15 protein-coding genes are annotated in these 15682 nt (G+C 64.2%); 7 read left to right on the top strand and 8 right to left on the bottom strand.

Annotation, left to right across the window (positions count from 1 at the left end):
* Positions 1–35: 35 nt before the first annotated feature.
* Genes gltX through DKB74_RS18805 form a run of 3 tightly spaced genes read left to right on the top strand, consistent with a single transcriptional unit; the run spans position 36 to position 3090 of the window.
* Complete coding sequence (gltX, locus tag DKB74_RS03770; protein ID WP_239987356.1) at positions 36–1484, top strand: glutamate--tRNA ligase; 1449 nt, start codon at positions 36–38, stop codon at positions 1482–1484.
* A gap of 23 nt (positions 1485–1507) precedes the next feature.
* The gene (locus tag DKB74_RS03765; protein WP_109806733.1) at positions 1508–2791 is read left to right on the top strand and encodes a citrate synthase; all 1284 of its coding nucleotides are present in this window, start codon (positions 1508–1510) and stop codon (positions 2789–2791) included.
* 35 nt (positions 2792–2826) lie between these two features.
* Positions 2827–3090 carry a hypothetical protein gene (locus DKB74_RS18805; RefSeq protein ID WP_109806732.1) on the top strand — a complete coding sequence of 88 codons (264 nt, stop codon included), beginning with the start codon at positions 2827–2829 and terminating at the stop codon, positions 3088–3090.
* A 24-nt stretch (positions 3091–3114) separates the two neighbouring features.
* Here the strand turns inward: DKB74_RS18805 and DKB74_RS03755 are convergent, their stop codons facing one another.
* From DKB74_RS03755 to DKB74_RS03720, 8 genes are all read right to left on the bottom strand, one after another.
* Positions 3115–4506, bottom strand: a complete 1392-nt coding sequence (locus tag DKB74_RS03755) for a PAS domain-containing sensor histidine kinase (protein ID WP_109806731.1) — start codon at positions 4504–4506, stop codon at positions 3115–3117.
* Positions 4503–5621, bottom strand: coding sequence for a DUF2336 domain-containing protein (locus tag DKB74_RS03750; RefSeq protein ID WP_109806730.1), 1119 nt, complete (start codon positions 5619–5621; stop codon positions 4503–4505). Before DKB74_RS03750 ends, DKB74_RS03755 begins: the two co-directional genes overlap by 4 nt.
* A 35-nt stretch (positions 5622–5656) precedes the next feature.
* Positions 5657–6832, bottom strand: a complete 1176-nt coding sequence (locus DKB74_RS03745) for a hypothetical protein (protein ID WP_109806729.1) — start codon at positions 6830–6832, stop codon at positions 5657–5659.
* Positions 6833–6888: 56 nt separating this feature from the next.
* Positions 6889–8085 carry an exo-beta-N-acetylmuramidase NamZ family protein gene (locus DKB74_RS03740; RefSeq protein WP_109806728.1) on the bottom strand — a complete coding sequence of 399 codons (1197 nt, stop codon included), beginning with the start codon at positions 8083–8085 and terminating at the stop codon, positions 6889–6891.
* Positions 8082–8639, bottom strand: coding sequence for a DOMON-like domain-containing protein (locus DKB74_RS03735; protein ID WP_109806727.1), 558 nt, complete (start codon positions 8637–8639; stop codon positions 8082–8084). Before DKB74_RS03735 ends, DKB74_RS03740 begins: the two co-directional genes overlap by 4 nt.
* A 7-nt stretch (positions 8640–8646) precedes the next feature.
* The gene (locus DKB74_RS03730) at positions 8647–9414 is read right to left on the bottom strand and encodes an enoyl-CoA hydratase-related protein (RefSeq protein WP_109806726.1); all 768 of its coding nucleotides are present in this window, start codon (positions 9412–9414) and stop codon (positions 8647–8649) included.
* A gap of 42 nt (positions 9415–9456) precedes the next feature.
* A complete protein-coding gene (locus DKB74_RS03725; RefSeq protein WP_109806725.1) occupies positions 9457–10593 on the bottom strand; it encodes a glycosyltransferase family 4 protein in 1137 nt (378 codons plus the stop codon).
* Positions 10594–10679: 86 nt separating this feature from the next.
* A complete protein-coding gene (locus tag DKB74_RS03720; protein WP_109806724.1) occupies positions 10680–11570 on the bottom strand; it encodes an alpha/beta fold hydrolase in 891 nt (296 codons plus the stop codon).
* 18 nt (positions 11571–11588) lie between these two features.
* On the opposite strand from DKB74_RS03720, the gene DKB74_RS03715 reads away from it, so the two are divergent.
* The 4 genes from DKB74_RS03715 to DKB74_RS03700 all read left to right on the top strand — a co-directional run bounded on the left by DKB74_RS03715 (position 11589) and on the right by DKB74_RS03700 (position 15682).
* A complete protein-coding gene (locus DKB74_RS03715) occupies positions 11589–12974 on the top strand; it encodes a protein adenylyltransferase SelO family protein (protein ID WP_109806723.1) in 1386 nt (461 codons plus the stop codon).
* Positions 12975–13062: 88 nt separating this feature from the next.
* A complete protein-coding gene (gene astD / locus DKB74_RS03710; RefSeq protein WP_109806722.1) occupies positions 13063–14478 on the top strand; it encodes a succinylglutamate-semialdehyde dehydrogenase in 1416 nt (471 codons plus the stop codon).
* 113 nt (positions 14479–14591) lie between these two features.
* Positions 14592–15389, top strand: coding sequence for a uroporphyrinogen-III C-methyltransferase (cobA, locus tag DKB74_RS03705; protein WP_109806721.1), 798 nt, complete (start codon positions 14592–14594; stop codon positions 15387–15389).
* Positions 15386–15682: a DUF2849 domain-containing protein gene (locus DKB74_RS03700; protein WP_109806720.1), complete on the top strand. Its 297-nt coding sequence runs from the start codon at positions 15386–15388 to the stop codon at positions 15680–15682. The genes cobA and DKB74_RS03700 overlap by 4 nt, the downstream gene beginning before the upstream one ends.

Here is a 15682-nt window from a genome sequence, read left to right as displayed (position 1 = left end):
CTGGCCATCAATTTTCTGTCTGGGAGCAAGCGCGGTTGGGCGCAAGATCTGAAACCGGCGGTACGCCGGGCGGAGGCGTGGTGACGCGGTTCGCCCCCTCGCCGACTGGCTATCTGCATATCGGCGGCGCACGCACCGCGCTGTTCAACTATCTCTTTGCCCGCCATCATGGCGGCAAGTTCCTGCTGCGGATCGAGGATACCGATCGGGCGCGGTCCACCGACGCCGCGATCGAAGCGATTTTCGACGGGCTGGGATGGCTGGGGCTGGAAGGCGACGAGGAACCGGTGTTCCAGTTCGCCCGCCAGGCCCGGCATGCGGAAGTCGCGCACAAGCTGCTCGCCGCCGGTCACGCCTATAAATGTTTCGCGACGCCCGAAGAGCTTACCGAACTGCGCGAAAGCCAGCGCGCGGCCGGCAAGCCGATCCGCTATGATGGCCGCTGGCGCGACCGCGATCCGGCTGAAGGCGGCGACAAGCCATTCGTCGTCCGGCTGAAGGCGCCGCGCGAAGGCGCCGTCACGATCGCCGATCAGGTCCAGGGCAATGTCACGGTCCAGAACAGCGAAATCGACGATTTCGTGCTGCTCCGTTCGGATGGCACGCCGACCTATATGCTCGCGGTCGTGGTCGACGATAACGATATGGGCGTCACGCATGTGATTCGCGGCGACGATCACCTGAACAACGCGTTCCGCCAATTGCCGATCTATCGCGCGATGCAGGCGATCGAATGCGGCTGGGCGGAACCGACCTATGCCCATGTCCCGCTGATCCACGGCGCGGACGGCGCAAAATTGTCGAAGCGCCATGGTGCGCTCGGCGTCGATGCCTATCGCGACGATATGGGTCTGCTCCCGGAAGCGGTGAGCAATTATCTCCTGCGCCTCGGCTGGGGCCATGGCGATGCGGAGATCATCAGTCGCGAACAGGCCATCGAATGGTTCTCGCTCGATGGCGTCGGAAAATCACCAGCACGGTTCGATTTGAAGAAGCTGGAGAACCTGAACGGTCATTATATCCGCGAAGCGGATGATGATCGCCTCGCCGATCTGGTGGCCGATCGTCTTCCCTTCGAACTCCTATCGGAAGACAGGGAATTGCTGCGTCGCGGCATGGGGGTTCTCAAAGTAAGAGCCGCCAATCTGCTGGAACTTGCCGACGGCGCAATGTTTCTCTTTCGCAAGCGCCCACTTGAATTGGACGAAGCGGCAAATGCTCTGCTAGAGGGCGACGCGAGAGCTTTGCTGGCCCGGTTGCACGGGGCGCTTGACGCCGCTGCTTCCTGGGATACGGAAGAACTCGAAACGGCGGTACGCAAGGTCGCCGAGGATTCAGGGGTAAAGCTGGGCGCCGTGGCTCAGCCGCTGCGTGCAGCGCTGACTGGTCGGCGCACCTCGCCCGGAATCTTCGATGTCCTGCTGCTGCTGGGCCGTGAAGAAAGCCTGGGGCGGATCGCTGATCAGATGGCCGACCCGGCTTAAAGGTTGAATGAAAGGATGCATGCATGACCGATACCGCGAAGCTGACGGCGGGTGGGGGTGAAACCGAATATCCGGTGCTCGCGGGCAGTGTCGGCCCCGATGTCGTCGACATCCGAAAGCTCTACGCGAACACCGGCATGTTCACCTATGACCCCGGGTTCACGTCGACGGCGAGCTGCGAAAGCGGCCTGACCTATATCGATGGCGACGAAGGCGTCCTGCTGCATCGCGGCTATCCGATCGGTCAGCTCGCCGAGCAGTCGAGCTTCATGGAAGTCTCCTACCTCCTCCTCAACGGCGAACTGCCGTCGAAGGACGAGCTGGAGAGCTTCAGCTGGACGATCAGCCGTCATACGATGCTGCACGAACAGCTTGCGACTTTCTATCGCGGGTTCCGCCGCGATGCGCACCCGATGGCGATCATGTGCGGTGTCGTCGGCGCGCTTTCGGCCTTTTATCACGATTCGACCGACATCACCGATCCGCATCAGCGGATGATCGCCAGCTATCGCCTGATCGCGAAAATGCCGACGATCGCGGCGATGGCGTATAAATATTCGATGGGTCAGCCGTTCCTCTATCCGGACAATTCGCTGAGCTATACCGGCAATTTCCTGCGCATGACCTTCGGGGTGCCGGCAGAGCCGTATGAAGTGAACCCGGCGGTCGAAAAGGCGATGGACCGGATCTTCATCCTCCACGCCGACCATGAACAGAACGCATCGACCTCGACCGTGCGCCTTGCCGGTTCGTCGGGCGCCAATCCGTTCGCGTGCATCGCGGCGGGCATCGCCTGCCTGTGGGGTCCGGCACATGGCGGCGCCAACGAAGCCGCGCTCAACATGCTGCGCGAAATCGGCCGTCCGGAACGCATCCCCGAATATATCGCCCGCGCGAAGAACAAGGATGATCCGTTCCGCCTGATGGGCTTCGGCCACCGGGTGTACAAGAATTACGATCCGCGCGCGACGGTGATGCAGGCAACGGTCCGCGAAGTGTTCGAATCGCTCAAGGTTTCCGATCCGGTGTTCGAAACCGCGCTGAAGCTCGAGGAAATCGCCCTTAACGACGAATATTTCATCGAGAAGAAGCTGTTCCCGAACGTCGATTTCTATTCGGGCGTGATCCTGTCGGCGATCGGTTTCCCGACCGAGATGTTCACCGTGCTCTTCGCACTTGCCCGCACGGTCGGCTGGGTGGCGCAGTGGAACGAAATGATTTCGGATCCTGCGCAGAAGATCGGCCGCCCGCGCCAGCTTTACACCGGCCCGACGCAGCGCGATTATGTTCCGGTGGAGCAGCGCTGATCCGATAGGAAACACCGGCGAAGCAGGGAGTTGTCATGCGACAGAATATTCTGATCTTCGCCGGTATCCTCGGCTTTCTGGCGGGCATAGTGTTCATGCTTCAGGGCGCGGGAATCGTCCGCATGCCCGCCGACAGCTTCATGATCGACGACAGGCAATGGATTCGGAACGGCGCGATCATCGCCGTTCTGAGCGCGATCCTGATCGCGGGGGTCCGGCTGGTGCCGACCCGCGAAGAAGAAAAAGCGCGGAAAAAAGCGGAAAGGGAAGCGCGTCAGGCCGAAGAAGAGCGCCTCTGACGCCGCCTTCCTAGCGCCGCTTTCCTAGTTCGGCCGCCAGGGCAGCGTGAACACGAAACGCGCACCCATTCCCGGCGCGCTGTCCACCGTCAAATCCCCGCCCATCGCCCGCGCAAGCCGCCGCGCGATATAGAGGCCCAGTCCGCTGCCGCCCGGCTCGGTCGGATCGACGCGACCGAACTTCTCGAAAATCTTCGCCTGATCGGCTTCGGCAATGCCCTTGCCCTGATCGGCGACGATCACGCATCCCATATCGCCTTCGCGTTCCATCCGGATCCACACCATGCCGCCCGGCGGCGAATAGCGGACGGCGTTGCCGATCAGATTGACCAGCACCTGCAACGCGCGGCGGAACTCACCGGTTACCGGCACCTGTTCATCGGTCGCGGGCTTGTCGATCCGCACATCGGCTTGCGACGCACGTACGGCGAGAAGCCCTGCGGCACGGCGCGCGGCATCGGCCAGGTCGATCGGTTCGGCCTCGGTCGTGAAATCCTCGCGCTCGATCGCCTGAAGATCGACCAGATCGTCGATCAGGCCGAGCAGGTGCCGCCCGGCATTGGCGATATCGCTCGCATATTCGGCATAATCGTCCTTCAACGGCCCTTCGGTGCGCGCGCTGATCGAATCGGCATTGGCGATGATCTTGCCCAGCGGACTGCGCAGCGCGCGGTCGAGCCGCTGGCTGAAGCTGTCCGGAAAACCGCCGAACGGCGCCACCGGCACCGGCGCATCCACTTTCGGTGCGACCGGCGGCGATTCGAGCATATGCGCCGCACCGACGAAGCCGGCAAAACGCCCGGTCGGATCGGTACGTGGCGTCGCATCGAGGCGGACCATCCGCCCGGTACCGCGCAATTCGGCCTTCTGGCCGTCGAAACGCCGCTGTGCCGCCACCGCGCCCAGGATCGGCAATTCGCCATGATCGTCCTGCTCGAGCGCGAACAGGCGCGTCAGCGGCTGACCCAGCATCGCGCTCGAATCGAATCCATAGCGCGCGCCCGCTTCGATCGAGAGATAGGTGATGCGCAACGAGGCATCGGTTTCCCACAACCAGTCCGCCGCAGAGCGAAAGAAATCGCGGGCGCGTTCGGGCTCCGGCGCGGGTGCCCGCCATGCAGCGCGCGGGCGCCAGCCGCTGACTTCCAGCCGCACGCCGCCTTCCTCAGGCTCGGCGCGAACCCATAGTTCCAGATCGTCTTCGCCATCGGCGGCGATCACATTGCGAGAAATCGCGATGCCCAGCCGCTGGGCCAGTCGCGCGATCGTCGCGATCTGCGGCACGGCAAGCGCAGCGCCTGCCTTCCCGCCCGCACGTTCGTTGAGCTCGGCCAGGCGGCGTTCGGCGTCGATCAGATGCCCATCGGCATCGACACGACCGATTGCAGTGGGAAGCGATGGATCGATAGCGTTCATCCCTCCCCTCCCGAACGATCCAGAGCCAATAGCGCCGCCCGATAATCGGGATGCAGCCGCAGGGGTGCAAGCGCGTCTCGCGCCTCATCCGCTGCAATTGCTGCGATTTCGTCAAGCCGGTCGGCAAAACGTTCCAGATCGCGGCGCGGATCGCTTTCGCTCAGCGCATAGCCGATCTGCGCGATCGCCTCGCGCGGGCATTCCAGCGCGCGCAGTGCCACCCACAACCGGTCGCCGCGCGGATCGAGCACCATGTCGCGCGCCACCGGATATCCGATGCCGAGCGCATGGGCGAGCAACGAAGTAAACAGCACGATCCGCCTATCGCCCAGCGATTCGACCAGCAACTGCGCCAGTTCGGAAGGCTGCGCATCGACGGCGGAGGCGAACCGCAGCGCCGCCGCCTCCAGTCGATCGCCTTCGTCATAGGCGGCCAGGCTGCGCTGCGCCGCTTCGGTAAGCGCCTGATCGAGCGCATCGATCGCGTCCCCGGCGACATCGGCGGCACGTTCGCGCAATGCCGCCGCAACCCACCAGACCAGCTTGTGATGCAGTTCGGCAGGCAAATCGGTATGCGACAATTGTCCCGTATCGGGACTGCCATGCCGGCGGCTCTCGGCGATCATCACGGCCATCGCTCCGGCCGCAAGCACGCGGTCGGGATGCTGGACATAGCGATTGATCAGGCTCGGCCGTTCGGGATCGTCGGGCGCCTGCATCGGCAATGCCGCGCCCAGCAGTTCCTGACGCACCCGCGCCATCAACTCGGTCATCAATTCCGAATCGCGCAGGATCCCCGATCGCATCAGCCGCGCCATCACCGGCTGCGCATCCGCGTTCAGCGCGTCGGCGAGATCGGGCGCATTTCGCGCGGAAAGCAGCCGAATCGCATGCGCGCGCACTTCGGATTCGACGGTTTCGATCATGCCGCGCAACAGGATCGTCAGCGCCGAACGCGTACGCTCGTCGAGCCGTGATTCCTCGGGCAGGAAAAAATCCTCGATCGCCACCGTCAGCATATGAAAAGCGCGCGATTCTTCAGCCGCTGCTCGCGCAAGCAGCTCTTTGGCGCCGATGGGGGCGCCATCGCGCATGTCGACGGGGTTGTCCGACATGATCCTCGGATAGCGGAAGTGTCCTTAAGAGGAGACTAAGGCTTTTCTCGAATCGTCTCAACCGCGCTTGCCAGCGTTAAGCATGAATATATCGCAAGAATCCCAAGCCCCGTCGTGAGCCAGTCGGCGAATGCGAAGGGCGTGAGGATCAGAAGATAGGCCGATGGGCTGCCCCACCATCGCCGGTGCCGCGCGCCGCTGCGTTCGGACAGCGCGTGGAGGAGGACAGTCGCAAGCGCCAGCACCGCGCCGGTGCCGGTCCATTGCGCCACCGATTCGCGCCAGCCGGCGATCAGAACGGCGGCAGCGACCAGAAACCCGATCAACCCTTCGAACAGGTCCGCGCGCTTGTCCTCGCCGCGCAGCGCCGCCATCGCACCGCCGGTGGCGAACATCACTGCCGCGACGATGGCGGCGAGCAACCCCCACCCCGCCCAGTCGAACGACATCGCGGCGAGACCGCCAAGCCCGAACACCCCGCCCAGCGCCGCCAGCGCAATTGCAGGCACGTTCCGTTCGACCAGCCTGGGCAGGATCAGCCGCGCCATCCGCGTGAAAATCCAGCGGTCGGCCCAGGTGGTGCGCCGTTCGGTCAATGCGGCCAGCACTGCGTTGCTGCGCGATGCCAGCCGCTCGGCGCTGCGATCGACCATATGGCCACCGCGTTCCCATGCCTGGGTCAGTTGCACATGTTCGGCGCGCGCTTCCACCGCTGCGCGCAGCAGCGCCGATTGAAAGTCCCAATCGTCGGGCATCCGTGCGATCGCGCCCAGATGATGCGCCGGCACGCGCGCAATTCCTGCCCAGCAATCGCGCATGTCGAGCCGTTCTATCGCGGCAGGCGAATTCGGATCATTAGTCACCAGCAGCGCTTCAGGTCCATCGGCGGCCATCCGGTCCATCACCGGATCAGTGGTAACCAGACTGTCGGCCATTACCAGGATGCGCGAAAGCGGATGCGCCTTTACGGCGGCCTCTTCCGCCGACCGGACAATATCCACTGGCACGCCCCGCTTTCCCGCGCGCGCGACTGCGCCAAGCAACGCCGGCGTCACCCGCGCGACAGCGATCATGATCTGACCGGCCCCGGCGCCGATCAGAAGCCGCACTTGATATTCCAGAAGCGTCATGCCGCCGAACGGCAGTGTCGCGGCGAGCGTACCCGGCCGGTCCTCTGCATCCTCGGTGGCGAAAATCAGGCCCGCCAACATGTCCGGCGTCTAGGCGGTTCGGACGCGGCGTGCAATCCGCTGCCCCTTCATGCCGGTCAATAGCGCAGGAACGGCAGGCGTTCCTGATACCAGGCATCCTCATCTGCTCTGGCCATCGCATCGAGATCGCCCGGCGCGGCCGCCGGATCGTCGACCCATTCGCGCAACGCCGGACCGCCATTGATCACGTCGATCGCCAGCTTGTCGAAGACATATTCATACGGAAAATCGCGCCACAGTCCGAACTCCGGATAGAGCGTCCGCACCGCGCGGAACCCGGCCGCCTGCAACCGCCAGGGGCGGAACGCAGCATGGCCGTAATCCGGCCCCTCGGCATGGATGAACACGCCGCTGCACAATTCCCCTTGATGCTTATGGAAGGTCGGCTGGAACCACATGTCGCGCAACCTGCAGCCGGCAAGCCATTCCGGGGCGATCCGCTGCATTTCCGCGATCACCGCACGTGCGTCGATATCCGGCGCACCGAACAATTCGAGCGGGCGAGTCGTCCCCCGCCCCTCAGACAGCATTGTGCCCTCCAGCATGACCGTGCCGGCATAGGCGCGTGCCATGTTCAGGTTCGCGGCATTGGGACTGGGATTGATCCACACTCGAGAATCCGGCCAGCCGAAGCCGGGACCCGTCTCGGGCTCCCACCCTTCCATCTCGATCACGCGATACGCCACATCGAGCCCAAAGCGGTCGATGAACCATGCGCCCATTTCGCCAAGCGTCATGCCATGTCGCATCGGCATCGGCCCGGCACCGACGAAACTTTCCCAGCCGGGAAGCAACGTCAGTCCCTCGACCGGACGACCCGCCGGATTGGGCCGGTCGAGCACCCACACTTCCTTGCCGTGCGCCGCCGCCGCTTCGAGCATATAGAGCAAAGTCGTGACATAGGTGTAGATGCGGCATCCCAGATCCTGAAGGTCGATCAGGATGACGTCGAATGTCTGCATCGACTGGCCGGTGGGACGCCGGACTTCGCCATAGAGGCTGAACACCGGCATCCCATAAATGGGATCGGTGAAATCCGGCGACTCCATCATATTGTCCTGCAAGTCGCCGCGGACGCCGTGCTGGGGACCGAAGACGGCAGAGAGGTTCAGACCGCTTGCCACCAGCGCGTCCAGGCTGTGCGTCAGATCCTGCGTCACCGACGCGGGATGAGCGAGCAGCGCGACGCGCCTGCCTTCAAGCGGCTTGCGCAATTCCGGGTCGGCGAGCAGCCGGTCGATACCGAATTTCATGAGCGCTTGGGTGCCGGGAGTTCGAGCGTAAAGCAACTCGGATCGTGGAAATCCGGCTGTGCGTCGGGATGCGCCAGCGCCCAATGCGACACGACGCCGGCACGATCCTCGATCACGGCAGTGATTCCCCAACGGCTTCCGGTGGTCCACCAATGCTGCGGATCGATCACCGCCGTCACGGCCAACCGGCTTTGACGGTCATTTTCGACGAAAATGCGCGGTTGCGGCGCATCGAGCGCATTCCGCATGCCTTCGCGATAGGTGTCGAAATCATAGATCGCATAGTCGCGGCTCGGCGCGAGATTATATTCGCGATAGGCCTTTCCGCCGCGCGGTCGGACAAAAGCCTCGAAACAGGTCGTCCGCCACAGCTCGTCGCGCCGCTCGGGAACTGCCAGATCGGCGACGCGGATCGCGGCGACGTCGCCGGTAACAACATATTCGATTTCCAGCGCGTCGCTGCCAACCCGCGATAGCTTCACGCCAAGCTGGATGTCGGGCACTGCCTGCCCCGGGAAAGCGATCAGCGCCCTTTTTGCCAGAACCGCGCCCATCGCCGGCTTATCCGAACTGCGTGAAGTCCGGTGCGCGGCGCTGCGCGAATGCCGCGAATGCCTCCTGCGCCTCGGGGCTCTTCAACCGTTCGGCAAACACCCTGTTCTCGATGTCCAGCCGTTCGCGGATCGCCGCCGGATCGCGCATCAGCTGCTTGGTCGCGATCAATGCGCCCATCGGCTGTTTGGCAAGGCGGCGCGCGAGTGCATCGGCGGTGGCGTTCAGATCGGCATGCGGCACCACATCGTTCGCCAGTCCCCATGCAAGCGCATCGGCGGCACTCACCGGCTCGCCCAGCGCAAAGATGCGATAGGCGCGGACATGCCCGACCCGCGCGGGGAGCAGCATGCTCGACGCCGCTTCGGGCACCAGCGCCAGATTTACGAACGGCGCGATCAATTGTGCGCCTTCGGCCAGAATCACCTGATCGCAATGGAGCAGCATCGTCAGGCCGATTCCCACCGATTTGCCATGCACTGCGGCGATCAGCGGCTTGCTCGATTCGGCCAGCGCGCGGAGAAAACGCCCCACGCTGCGTTCGGCGATCCCGTCATTGGATGCGGCCACGAAATCGGCGATGTCATTGCCCGCACAGAACATGTCGCCTTCGCCACGGAACACGACCGCGCGTATCGCCGGATCCTTCTCCGCCGCGATCAGATTGTCGGCGAGCGCCGCATACATGGCGTCGGTCAGCGCATTCTTCTTATCCGGTCGGTTGAGGACCAGTGTCAGGACGCCGTCTTCCACGCTCGCCAATAGATTTTCGGTCACGCCTCTCTCCTGTCCTGGCCCGCTTGCGCGCGCATATTGTCTTCAGGGCGTCAGCGCACCCGGCCGGCCCATCGCCTCCGAATAGAGACTGGCATAGGCCGCGATCATCGTCTTGTCGCTATATTCGCTGCGCGCCTTTGCCTGATTGGCCTTGCCCACACGTTCGCGTTCGTGCGGATGCCGGATCAGGATTTCCAGCCGGTTGCGCAATTCCACTTCCGACCAGTTGGGGCCGATATAATTGGCATTTTCCGGTGCGACCATCACCGGCACGTCGCCGACCGGCGGAGCGACGACCGGCAACCCCGCCGCCATCGCCTCGACCACCGAAATGGGGAATTGCTCGCTTTGCGACGACAGCGCGAAAATGTCGAACAGCCCCATATATTTCCAGGGATCGGCAACGAATCCGGGCAGGAGCAATTTGGATTCGAGCCCCATCGCCTCGGCCGCGTCGACGATTGCCTGTCGTTCGGGCCCCTCGCCGACGATCACCAGCCGAACGCGCTGCGAAAGCCCGCCGACCGCCCGGACGAGCATCGGCAGATCCTTGACCGCGCGCAGGCCTGCAACCGTGCCGATCACCGTCTCGCCGGGTTTCTTGACGAAACCGGGGAGCGATTTGGGGTCTCCCGCGCCGCCATATCGAGACGTGTCGATGCCGTTGGGAATTCGCACGATACGTTCGGCAGGCTGTTTCCACGCCTTTTGCGCGATTCCCTCCAGCCGCTGCGACGGCACGACCAGCGCATTGGCCGCCGGCAGGGCGATCCGCCGATACATGTTGCGCACGGGATTGAGGCGAACCGCCTCGTCCGCGTTGAAGCCGTCCTCATGATGCACCACCGGGGGCAGGCCCTTGCCGAACACGCGCGCCGCCATCACCCCGTCGATCGCGCCCCAGTTATAGGTCAGCACCAGATCGAACCGGCGGATGTAATTGGCAATCGCCTCATAGCGACCGATCGAGGGTTTTCCCGTCAGCGGCGGCGGATTTTGCGCCATCTCATATTTGATGCCGGGCGCGATCCGTTCGCGCGCGCCCAACTGGTCGGGCATGGCCGAGGCGATGGTATGCCGCGCCTGTCCGCCGAAAGCGTTCATCAGCTGGACCGCGCGCAGCTCCTTGCCGCCGGGCGCAAAGGTCGAATGAAGATGCAATATGTGGATCGTCGCCATGGGAAGAGCCGCTTAGCCGGATTTGCGCTGCACGTCAGTCCTTATCCCGCCACCGAAACGACAATCCATCGCCAGACGGGCCATGGTCAGGCGAGGACGGCAGCGGAAACCCGCGCCAGCAACCGTTCGGTCGCGGCGACGGCTTCGGGCTCGTCGAGCGTCGGTGCATGGCCGACGCGCGGCACCGTCGTCAGTTCGAAACCCGGATGCCGCGCCGCCATCTTTTCCGCGACTTCGGCCGACAGGATATCCGATCGTTCGCCGCGCACGATCGCCATCGGTTCGCCGGCAAGCGCATCGAACGCGCGCCACATGTCGGGCGCGGCCTCATTACCGGGCACGCGAAACGGCTCGGCGATGCGCATGTCGTAATCGAGCACGATGCGGCCGCCCGGGGTCAGCTTGTACAGCCGCTTCGCCATAGCCAGCCAGTCCTGAATTTCGTAATCGGGATAGACATCGCCATTGGCTTCGGCGGTCGCGCGCGCGGCATGGACCCAGGTGTCGTGCCACATCGGCTTGCCGACATAATCGCGGATGCGCGCCAGTCCCGATGCATTGAGTTCGGGTCCGACATCGTTGAGCAGCGTCCCCGCGATCCGCTGCGCGCCGGTAACCGCGAGCAGCATGCCCAATATCCCGCCGAGCGACGTGCCGATCACCACGAACCGATCGAGTTTCAACTCCGCGATCAGCGCTTCGATATCCTGAAGATAGGTGAGCGGGACATAGCTCATCGGGTCCTTGGCATAGCCGCTGTCGCCGCGTCCGCGCAGTTCGACCACGATCACGCGCCAGTCGCCGGCGAAGCGTTGGGCAAACGCCTCGTAATCGCGCGCGTTGCGGGTAAGGCCGGGAATGCACAGCAGCGGCGGGCGCGCGGCGTCGCCGGCATAATCGCGGTAGTGGAGGCGCACGCCATCCCTGGACCACCAATAGCCGTCTTCCCACGGCGTCGGGTTGCGTCGATCGGACATTGGTCCCCATATCGCCATATGATGTTCCGCCCGCAAGCGTCTCCGCGTCCTGCCGCCTATCGTCCCGCCGAAACGATCCTTTCGCTCGGCGAACCCTTTTACGACGAAGTCGCGCCTGCGCGCTTCCCCAAGGCCCTATTGCGATTCCGCAATCAGCGCTGGGCGGAGGCGGTGGGGCTTGGCGATCTCGACGATACGGCATGGCGCGATCATTTCGGTCGGTTCACACCGTTGCCGGACAATCTACCCACGCCACTGGCACTGCGCTATCACGGGCATCAGTTCCGCGTGTACAACCCGGAAATCGGCGACGGGCGCGGATTCCTGTTCGCTCAGCTACGCGATGGCAGCGATCGGTTGCTCGACCTGGGCACCAAGGGGTCGGGCCGAACGCCATGGAGCCGGTTCGGCGACGGGCGCCTGACACTGAAGGGCGGTGTACGCGAAGTGCTGGCGACCGAGATGCTCGAGGCATTGGGCGTCAACACGTCGAAAAGCTTCTCGCTGATCGAAACCGGCGAAGCGCTCGATCGCAACGACGAACCCTCCCCCACGCGATCGGCAGTGCTGGTGCGGCTGAGCCACAGCCATATCCGAATCGGCGCGTTTCAGCGGCTCGCCTATTTCCGCGAGGAAGAGGCGATGCATCGGCTGATCGCCTATGTCCTCGAACATCTCTATGGCGAACCGGCCGGCAAGGATGGCGCGGAACGGCTGCTCGATCAGGTCGTGTGGCGGACCGCCGAACTTGCCGCCAGCTATATGGCCGCCGGCTTCGTCCATGGCGTGCTCAACAGCGACAATATCAACGTCACCGGCGAAAGCTTCGATTATGGCCCGTGGCGGTTCAACCCGAACTGGGATCCGGGATTCACCGCCGCCTATTTCGACCATGCCGGTCTCTACGCCTTCGGGCGCCAGCCCGAGGCGATCCATTGGGATGCGATGCAGCTTGCGGTGTCGCTGCGGCTGGTGAGCGATGCCGAACCGCTGATCGCGATCCTCGAAAGTTTCGGCGACCGCTATCAGGCCGCAGTGACCGACGCGCTGTTCTGGCGACTGGGCATCAAGCGCTATGACGACCGCCGCGATGCCGATCTGATCGCAGCGATCGAGCGTGCGCTGCGCAGCACCGATACGCCGATCGACCGTTTCTTTTTCGACTGGTTCGGCGGCATCGCGCCGGCAGGCTATGGCGAGGCGTTCGACGAAGTGAAAAAGCTTCTGACGCCGCACACGCGGCGCAAACCGCGCCAGCATCCCTATTGGAGCGACACCGCCCCCTGTTCGATGCTGATCGACGAAGTCGAATCGATCTGGACCGCGATCGACGCCCATGACGACTGGCGCCCCTTCGAAACCAAGATCGCGACGATTCGCCGGATGGGCGAAGCACTGCGTTGAGACAGGCGCTCGCCATGCGGGGTGTGGCGTCGCGTGAAATTTTCGTGCAAGAGCGTGCTGCCTTCGGGAGCCCAGAAAAAGAACGCGAATGCCCGCCACGGAAATAGTATCCACCGAACCCGCAACCGGCGCCGTCCTGTGGCGTCAGGCCATCGGAAATGTCGATGCGGAAGTCGCGCTAGCCCGCGAAAGCTGGGCCGAATGGGCGGCGCGTCCGCTCGCCTATCGCATCGAGGCACTGCGGCGGTTCGCAAATGTCGTCCGGGCAAAGGCAGATGCCTTTACCGACCTGATCGCGCGCGAAACCGGCAAGCCGCTCTGGGAAGCGCGCACCGAAGTCGAAACCGTGATCGCCAAGGTCGATATTTCGGTCACCGCCTATTCGGAACGTACCGGCCAGCGGCGGATCGACGCGCCGATGAACACCCGCCTGGCGCTGCGGCACAAGCCGCATGGCGTGCTGGCGGTGCTCGGCCCCTATAATTTCCCCGCGCACCTGCCCAATGGCCATATCGTCCCGGCATTGCTTGCCGGTAACGCGGTGGTGTTCAAACCTTCGGAAAAGACCCCGGCAACCGGCGCCTTCATGGTCGAATGCTATCACGCGGCGGGCATTCCCCAGGGCTGCGTCCGGTTGCTGGTCGGCGGCGGCGAACAGGGCAAGGAACTTGCCGGGCATCCCGATATCGATGGGCTGCTGTTCACCGGTTCGGCGAATACCGGGATCGCGCTCAATCGCCAGTTTGCCACGCGCCCGGAAAAGATCCTCGCGCTGGAAATGGGCGGCAACAATCCGATCATCGTCTGGTCGACGCCCGATCTCTATTCCGCCGCCGTGCTGGTCGTCCAATCGGCGTTCACATCGGCGGGTCAGCGCTGCACCGCCGCGCGGCGCCTGATCGTCGATGAAAAGCTGTGCGATCCGCTGGTCGCGGAAATCAACAAGCTGATCAACCGCATGATCATCGCCGAACCGCATGCCGACCCGGCGCCGTTCATGGGCCCCGTGATCGACAACGACACCGCCGATATGCTGACCGAGAGCTTTCTGGCGCTGTCGACGCGCGGCGGCCGCCCGCTGCGTCACCTGGAACGGCCGATCGAGGGCCGCCCGTTCCTGTCGCCCGGGCTGATCGACATGACCGATGCAAGCGACAAGCCCGATGTCGAGTTGTTCGGACCGATCCTTCAGGTGTTCCGCACCAATGACTTCGCCGAAGCGATCGCCGAAGCGAACAACACCCGCTATGGCCTGTCGGCCAGTCTGGTGAGCCAGGACCCCAAGCTGTACGACCAGTTCTGGGCAAATATCCGGGCAGGCATCGTCAACTGGAACCGCCCCACCAATGGCGCCTCATCCGCCGCGCCGTTCGGCGGCATCGGCTGGTCGGGCAATCATCGCCCCAGTGCCTATTATGCCGCCGATTACTGCGCCTATCCGGTGGTCAGCTCCGAAAGCGAACAGGCGCGGGCCTCGATCGGCCTGGGTCTGCGCGACGCCTGACCCCGGCAATCGTCGCGGAAAACCGCGCTTTCGGCGCAGTCGGATAGTTTCGCTAGCATCGCCCCAAGGAAGCGTCGATTGCATGACGGAAGGCCGACGCGCATTTCGGCCGCATGGAAATTGCGCCCAGAACCAATGAAGGCAGAGATACCGGTCAGGTGATCCTGATCGGTGCAGGCCCCGGCGATCCGGAGTTGCTGACGCTGCGCGCCGCCCGGGCGCTCGCCCGCGCCGATGTCGTGGTGCATGACGGGCTGGTCGATACGCGCGTCCTCGACCTCGCCCCGCAATCCGCCACCCGTATTTCCGTCGCCAAGAAACGCGCGCGCCATACCTTGCCGCAGGAAGGGATCAACGCGCTGCTGGTCGAACAGGCGCTGACCGGCGCCACGGTCATCCGCCTGAAGGGCGGCGATCCTTTCGTCTTCGGGCGCGGCGGCGAGGAAGTCGAAGCCCTGCGTGCCGCAGGCATTCGCGTCGAAGTCATTCCCGGCGTTTCGGCGGCGCTCGGCTGCGCGGCGGAGGCACAGCTCCCGCTTACGCATCGCGACTGGTCGAGCGCCGTCAGCTTTGTCGCCGGGCAATGCAAGGGGCTGTCGGATCAGGATTGGTCCGGCCTTGCGGGCAAGGGCCGCACGCTCGTCATATATATGGGTGTCGCCACCGGCGCCGCGATCGCGGAAAAGCTGATCTGTGACGGCGTCGCCCCCGAAATGCCCGTCGCCATACTCGAACGCGGCACCCTGCCCGGCGCGCGCGCGCTGAGGACGTTGCTCGCCGACCTGGGCGACATGATGCACCGCGAGGATGTGCAATCGCCGGCGGTGATCGTCGTCGGCGAAGTCGCCCGGCTGGCAAATGCCGAAGACAAACTGGCGGCATGGGCAGCCGCTGCGGAGAGCATGGCATGAAGCTTCTGACCGGTAACGATCTCAAAACCGGCGACGTCATCTGGTGGGCCGGCGGCGAATGGTCGCGGCATGTCGAGGACGCCGTCGATGTCACCGACAAGGGTGAATCGCTCGCTGCGACCGAGGAAGCCGCGCGCCGCGTCAACGCCCCCTATGTCATCGACGCAGTGGCGACCGATAACGGCCCCCGCCCCGCGCATATCAAGGACCGCGTCCGCGCGCTCGGCCCGACGGTACGCCTCGACCTTTCGCTCAAACCGGCGGATCCGCACGCCGGGAACTGGGTAATCTGA

The organism is Stakelama portus, assembly GCF_003171655.1.
Lineage (GTDB): Bacteria > Pseudomonadota > Alphaproteobacteria > Sphingomonadales > Sphingomonadaceae > Sphingomonas > Sphingomonas portus.
This window is presented reverse-complemented; position numbering and strand designations above follow the sequence as displayed.

Coding starts and splice junctions, on each gene's coding strand:
- DKB74_RS03765 (WP_109806733.1), top strand. CDS start 1,508: ATGACCGATACCGCGAAGCTGACGGCGGGTGGGGGTGAAACCGAATAT.
- DKB74_RS18805 (WP_109806732.1), top strand. CDS start 2,827: ATGCGACAGAATATTCTGATCTTCGCCGGTATCCTCGGCTTTCTGGCG.
- DKB74_RS03755 (WP_109806731.1), bottom strand. CDS start 4,506: ATGAACGCTATCGATCCATCGCTTCCCACTGCAATCGGTCGTGTCGAT.
- DKB74_RS03750 (WP_109806730.1), bottom strand. CDS start 5,621: ATGTCGGACAACCCCGTCGACATGCGCGATGGCGCCCCCATCGGCGCC.
- DKB74_RS03745 (WP_109806729.1), bottom strand. CDS start 6,832: ATGTTGGCGGGCCTGATTTTCGCCACCGAGGATGCAGAGGACCGGCCG.
- DKB74_RS03740 (WP_109806728.1), bottom strand. CDS start 8,085: ATGAAATTCGGTATCGACCGGCTGCTCGCCGACCCGGAATTGCGCAAG.
- DKB74_RS03735 (WP_109806727.1), bottom strand. CDS start 8,639: ATGGGCGCGGTTCTGGCAAAAAGGGCGCTGATCGCTTTCCCGGGGCAG.
- DKB74_RS03725 (WP_109806725.1), bottom strand. CDS start 10,593: ATGGCGACGATCCACATATTGCATCTTCATTCGACCTTTGCGCCCGGC.
- DKB74_RS03720 (WP_109806724.1), bottom strand. CDS start 11,570: ATGTCCGATCGACGCAACCCGACGCCGTGGGAAGACGGCTATTGGTGG.
- DKB74_RS03715 (WP_109806723.1), top strand. CDS start 11,589: ATGATGTTCCGCCCGCAAGCGTCTCCGCGTCCTGCCGCCTATCGTCCC.
- astD (WP_109806722.1), top strand. CDS start 13,063: ATGCCCGCCACGGAAATAGTATCCACCGAACCCGCAACCGGCGCCGTC.
- cobA (WP_109806721.1), top strand. CDS start 14,592: ATGGAAATTGCGCCCAGAACCAATGAAGGCAGAGATACCGGTCAGGTG.
- DKB74_RS03700 (WP_109806720.1), top strand. CDS start 15,386: ATGAAGCTTCTGACCGGTAACGATCTCAAAACCGGCGACGTCATCTGG.